At 27.8% G+C, this 5,489-nt stretch carries 7 protein-coding genes; 2 read left to right on the forward strand and 5 right to left on the reverse strand.

What is annotated here, in order from left to right:
* Window positions 1–89: 89 nt before the first annotated feature.
* From EZH24_RS06570 to EZH24_RS06585, 4 genes are all read right to left on the reverse strand, one after another.
* Window positions 90–572 carry a hypothetical protein gene (locus EZH24_RS06570; RefSeq protein WP_161976106.1) on the reverse strand — a complete coding sequence of 161 codons (483 nt, stop codon included), beginning with the start codon at window positions 570–572 and terminating at the stop codon, window positions 90–92.
* Between the two features lie 92 nt (window positions 573–664).
* The gene (locus EZH24_RS06575) at window positions 665–1,324 is read right to left on the reverse strand and encodes a late competence development ComFB family protein (RefSeq protein ID WP_137998334.1); all 660 of its coding nucleotides are present in this window, start codon (window positions 1,322–1,324) and stop codon (window positions 665–667) included.
* Between the two features lie 146 nt (window positions 1,325–1,470).
* Complete coding sequence (holA, locus tag EZH24_RS06580; RefSeq protein ID WP_137998335.1) at window positions 1,471–2,490, reverse strand: DNA polymerase III subunit delta; 1,020 nt, start codon at window positions 2,488–2,490, stop codon at window positions 1,471–1,473.
* Window positions 2,490–2,918 carry an HIRAN domain-containing protein gene (locus tag EZH24_RS06585; protein WP_137998336.1) on the reverse strand — a complete coding sequence of 143 codons (429 nt, stop codon included), beginning with the start codon at window positions 2,916–2,918 and terminating at the stop codon, window positions 2,490–2,492. Before EZH24_RS06585 ends, holA begins: the two co-directional genes overlap by 1 nt.
* A gap of 246 nt (window positions 2,919–3,164) precedes the next feature.
* Between EZH24_RS06585 and EZH24_RS06590 the strand changes: the two genes are divergently transcribed.
* Together EZH24_RS06590 and EZH24_RS06595 are read left to right on the forward strand one after the other, a co-directional pair.
* Window positions 3,165–4,001 carry a D-glycero-alpha-D-manno-heptose-1,7-bisphosphate 7-phosphatase gene (locus EZH24_RS06590; protein ID WP_137998337.1) on the forward strand — a complete coding sequence of 279 codons (837 nt, stop codon included), beginning with the start codon at window positions 3,165–3,167 and terminating at the stop codon, window positions 3,999–4,001.
* A 3-nt stretch (window positions 4,002–4,004) separates the two neighbouring features.
* Entirely contained in the window at window positions 4,005–4,457 is a 453-nt protein-coding gene (locus EZH24_RS06595) for a dual specificity protein phosphatase family protein (RefSeq protein ID WP_137998338.1), read from the forward strand.
* A 201-nt stretch (window positions 4,458–4,658) separates the two neighbouring features.
* Here the strand turns inward: EZH24_RS06595 and EZH24_RS14035 are convergent.
* The coding region (locus tag EZH24_RS14035; protein ID WP_161976107.1) for a hypothetical protein at window positions 4,659–5,489 on the reverse strand (831 nt) is incomplete at its 5' end.

Here is a 5,489-nt window from a genome sequence, read left to right on the forward strand (position 1 = left end):
AATTAATCTTTCGGTAATATTGTTTATATATTCCTCTTTTGCGTTTGGTTTCATTACTACTATCATAATTTTATCTCCTTAAAATAATTTTATAATATTCTTAAATTAATATAATCTATAGATAAAGTTTGATTATTATTCGATTTTGTGATTACAAATTTATAATCGTCTTTTTCAAAATAATATATTTCGACTAAAATATTTCCGTCACTATTGTCTATTATTTCGCAGTTAAGATTAATATTATTAGCATTTAAATTACTTAATATATTTTCTAAAGCTTCCTCGACATTATTATTTATACTAACGGTTATCTGTTCTATTATATTGTCTCCCACGAATACGATAATCTTTCCATCACTTTCTTTCACTTTTATATTTTTTCTTAAAATATTATTTCTAATCGAATCTTTATTCGTTTCAAAAATTTTAGATAAATTATCAAACGAAGTATTAAAAGAAATTGACGCTAAAGATTTTATATCGCCAGCGCTTATATAAATAAAATTGGAATATATAAGATTTTCCGACAAATCCAATTCTCTATTAGCCTCTCTGTTTTTATGAATCAAATTTGCAAAAACTATGCATAAAATAAACAGACATGAAAACAGTATAAATTTTATAGCTCGCATTTTATTTATAAATAATCAAAACAAAACAATTAATTTTCCGTTAGCAATATATCGTCAACTTCTTCTATAGAAAATAGCGGCATATCGTTTGCGTTATAGAAAGAAGGACTAACGGTAAAATTTAAAACGCCCTTATACCGTTTATATTTTTCCGCTTCTATGACTATATCCAAATTCAAATCGATACTTTCGTTTGAATCCACTTTTTTCGGCATAAAACAGAACATAAATTTTCCCGGAACATTTTTTGAAACTACGGCTGGATTTGGAAAATTAGCTCCGTATCCTTCTATGAGTTTGTCTTTATAATACATATATACCAACGCGTTTTCCACTTTTTCAAAACCGCTCGCCGAACATATATTTCCCGTTATGCTCGGATAAGTTAAATAATAACCGTTTTCTTCTATAATGGGGATAGATTCTAAAGGAGTATTTTCTTTTCTTCTTCTTATAACTTCGCATGCTTTTTCTATCGTATTTATTATTTCGATATTTTCTTCCGTATCGCCTCTGTCGTAGCTATGCAAAACTCCCCTTGCGCTCGTCACATATTGAGGTTGCACTCTATTCAAAGTGTAGGCTATTATATCCATACGCATATTTGTATTTGCAGGTATATTTTTTTCTTTAAAATAAGAATCCGCCAATTTGGAAATTTTTTGTTCCATAAGATTTACTAAATACATAATATTCTCCTTAAAAAATTCAGAGTTTATAATTATAATATATTATAATTATATAAAATAAAATATTATTTGTCAAAACGATTTTATATTAAAAATATAATAAAAAAATAAATTTTTTGTTAAAAATTTTTTAATAAAACGAACTATTATTTAGTAATCGTAAACAACATAAGTTCAAAGCGAGCCTTAAAAATATTATTCGGAGCGCTAACGCTTAAAGTATTTAAATAAGATATTTGCGATATTATATTTATTATTTCGGAAAGCGAAAATAATTTTAAAGCGTTCTTTTTTTTCGTCAAAATAAAAGCGGGAATTTTCGTTATTTTGCTTATATCGTTTAACGCGCTTTGAGGAGGAAAAATTTTCATGTAATATAACGCTACAAAATTATTCATCATAAGAGCGAGAGAACTCGAAGCGTCTTGGTCTAATCGATTCATCAAACTGAAGCATTTATTTCTATTTCTTTCAAAAACCGCGTCCAAAAAATCGAATATATTTTTATTTTTAGACACATAAGTAAAGTCAATAATATCTTCAATATTCAAATATTCTTTATCGTTATAATTGCAAATTTTATCGAGTTCGGAATACAAAGAATTATAATCTAAATTTATATTGTTTATCAAATATTCAATCGCTTCGCTTGAGATTTTTTTCCCGTTTTTATTTATATAAGCGTTTATTAATCCTCTGAAATCTTTTTCGTCTGGCAAAGGAAAATTTATAAAATGCAAATAATTTATATTTTGTTTTTTTGAAAAATATTTATAAATAGAATCCTCTTCCAAAGAGTTTTCGGTTTCGAGTATTAATATTGAAGATTTTGAAGGATTAGAACAATAATCGATAAAATCGTCTTGAAAATTATTATATTTATAAATTACTATGACTCTAATTTGAGAGCCTAAAGGCGGCGTGTCGGCAATTTCCAAAGGCGAATAACCTATAGCGTCATTTTTATCGTAAAACACATTATAATTCATTTCGCTTTCGCCTTCGTCTTTGAAAACGGAAGAATGCAAAGAGGCTATAAAAGTTTTTTTGAATAATCTTTCTTTTCCCGTCAAAATATAAATTCCGAATTTGAACGGTTCTTTAATATAATTGTCTTTTAATTTTTTATAGTCCAATTTGTTTTTTATAGAAATTGCGTTTATCATTAATTTATTTTAAGTTTCCTATTTTTATTAATAAAGACTCTTATCTCTATTTTGCATTCGTCATGAGCGTCTAATTTTACTTTTTTTACAACGGCATTAACTTTATGATTTTTATCGTCCATTTTATAAGAAATTAACGATGAGATAATATTGGGAACATATCCTAATTTTATCCAATTCATATCGTATACCGCTATTGCAAATTGGTCGTAAGGATAACTCGTATCTTGAATAAGATTTATAGGTTCGTTTTTCGATAAATATTCAATTATTTCTTTTCCATCGCTATCTTTATAATCGGCGACAAAAAAATCTATATAATGTTTTTTCGTTTTATAATCCGTGTTAATTATAACTCTTCTATAACTGTCTTCTTGACTTCTTATACTTATAAGATGTTTTGTAATGTTTTCGCTTTTAGTATACAAAATTCGCCCCGCAATATTTGTTTTAATTTTTATTTTATAATAAAGAATTTTACTTTAAATCGAATTTTCTGTCAAGCGATTAATAATAAAATAATTGAGAAAATAATTAATTATTTGTATTATCCAAGAATTATTTACAAGTTTTTGGAACGCTTAAAATATTATAATTGACAAATTAAAAATTACATATATTATAACGAATGCATAAAAATTATTATAAAACAAATTAAAATACTATTATAAATTATGAATATCGATAAATTTTTTTTAGATTTCGGCGGAAAGTTGGAAAAAGATTCCGTTTTGGTTGGATTGGATTTTAACATTGAAGATAACGACAACAACAAATTTTATTCGATTGATAACGATTATAGAATCGTAAAAAACGATATAGAAAATTCTTTATCGGGTTATTCGATTTTAAATAAATTCGCTTATAAAAATAATAAAAAAATAAATATTGACGAAGAAATTATTAACAATGCGTTTGAAAAAAAATTATTATTCGGAATTCCTTTATATATTCCAAATCAAAACAAAAAAATCAACAAGGCTTTATTTTTGGACAGAGACGGAATATTGATGGAAGATTTGGGATATGTCGGAAGTATCGATAGAGTGAAAATAAAAAAAGAATTTATCGACATTGTAAAATACGCGAAAGAAAAATGTTTTATAACGATAGTCGCCACAAATCAGGCGGGCGTTTCTTACGGTTATTATAGCGAAGAAGAAGTTCAAAAAGTCCATAAATATATTTACGAAGAATATAAAAAATTGGGAGCTTTAATAGACGATTTTTATTACTGCCCATATCATATAAAAAGCGAAAATAAAAAATATAATATAACTTCGGCAATGCGAAAACCCGAAGCGGGAATGCATTTGCTTGCCTCCAAAAAATATAATATCGATTTGAGCGAGTCTTTTATGATAGGAGATAGAGACACGGATATTATAAAAATTCCTTATTTGAAAACTCTTCTTATTGAAACTCCCGCTTATAAAATAATTAATAGAGAAAAAATTGTCGAAACGAAAGATATATATTCTTATTTGGAATATTCTAAAATAGGAGATTGAATAATGAAAGAAGTCTATAAAAATTTATTTGTTGGAAACGATAACGACTGTGAAAAATTTGAAGGCGCTATAGTTCATGCATGCCAAAGTTGTTTTGCTCGCGGAGTTCATGGGAATATTGGCGATAAAAAAGTTTTTGAAAATGTTGACGATTTATATTTGAATCTGCTTGATATTTCGAGTCTATCTTACGATTACGCTTATCCTATAATAAAAAAGTCAATCGAATTTATCGACAGAAAAATAAAAGAAAAACCCGTGCTAATTCATTGCAATTTTGGAATGTCGCGCTCTCCTTCTATAGCTCTACTTTATATGGCTAAAAAATGTTATATAGACAATTCTTCTTTTAAAAACGCCGTCAAAGATTTTAAAAAAGTTTATAAATATTATTCACCTGGTTTTGGAATGCATAAATACTTTGAAAAATATTGGGACGATATAATGAAATTTTAGAAAATATTTCTTTATTTTAAATATTTTTCCATCCCATAGGGACGCACACTCTGTGGGATGGGTAATCCAAGCGAAAGAAAAAACAGCGACTGCCTGCCGTTGACGAAAAACAACCCCATGCATCTCTACATGAGGTTCGTAAAAATTATATTATATGAAAGAATGTAGATTATCCGCAAGTCTAAATTCTTTTAATATTTGTTATTCAGTCGGTAAAACCCATGTAGCTCCCGACATACTATTTTCAAATTTTAGAGTAATATTATTATCAGCCATTTCATAGGTTTCAGTCATAACTAATTTTACACTAAAAGTAATTGAATTTTGGTCATTTTCTACAGCCTTAATATCATTATTAAATATAACATCCGTAAAATATCCCTTATTACTTAATTTTTTAAATTTAGTTATAAATTTATCTGCTAATGATTTAGCGTCATACTCAAAAACATCAGCATAATCGTTATTTTTATATAAATAATAATTTCCATTTTTATCATAGGTATTATAAGAAAAATTGACCTCTTTTGAAGCATCAGAAGCATCTGAATATAATAATATATCACCCATTTCTTTTAACCCATCTATTAGAAATTGAATTCCTGTTTCCCCTGCAGTAACTTCTTGAGCATGCGTCAATTTTACTTCAATGGATAAAGTTTGAGTATTGGGGTTCAAAGTTTTATCGTCTGCCGTAAAAGTGAAATTAATCGTAATCGTTTTTTCTGCAGGAGTAGTCGAACTATCAACCTGCTTCATTTTATCCGCTACGCTATCTTTCGCAGTCAATACATTATCTGCAACTTGGAAATCCTCCGCTGTGATTTTTTTAGTTTCATCCGTTTCGCTATCTTCGACTGTGTAAGTCAAACTGTAAGCATAATTGTTTGCCGAAACGAAACCTATTTTTATTGTTCCGATAGTTTCGCTCGTTTTTACGATTGAAGCTTTGACATTGTCCGTTGCCTCGCTGATGGAAAAAGTTCCTGGAGGTATGTCGTTTGTTATTACTCCGCCGTCTGTTGGAGTGTC

The sequence above is a fragment of the Brachyspira catarrhinii genome, from assembly GCF_005518285.1.
Classification (GTDB): Bacteria; Spirochaetota; Brachyspiria; order Brachyspirales; family Brachyspiraceae; genus Brachyspira; species Brachyspira catarrhinii.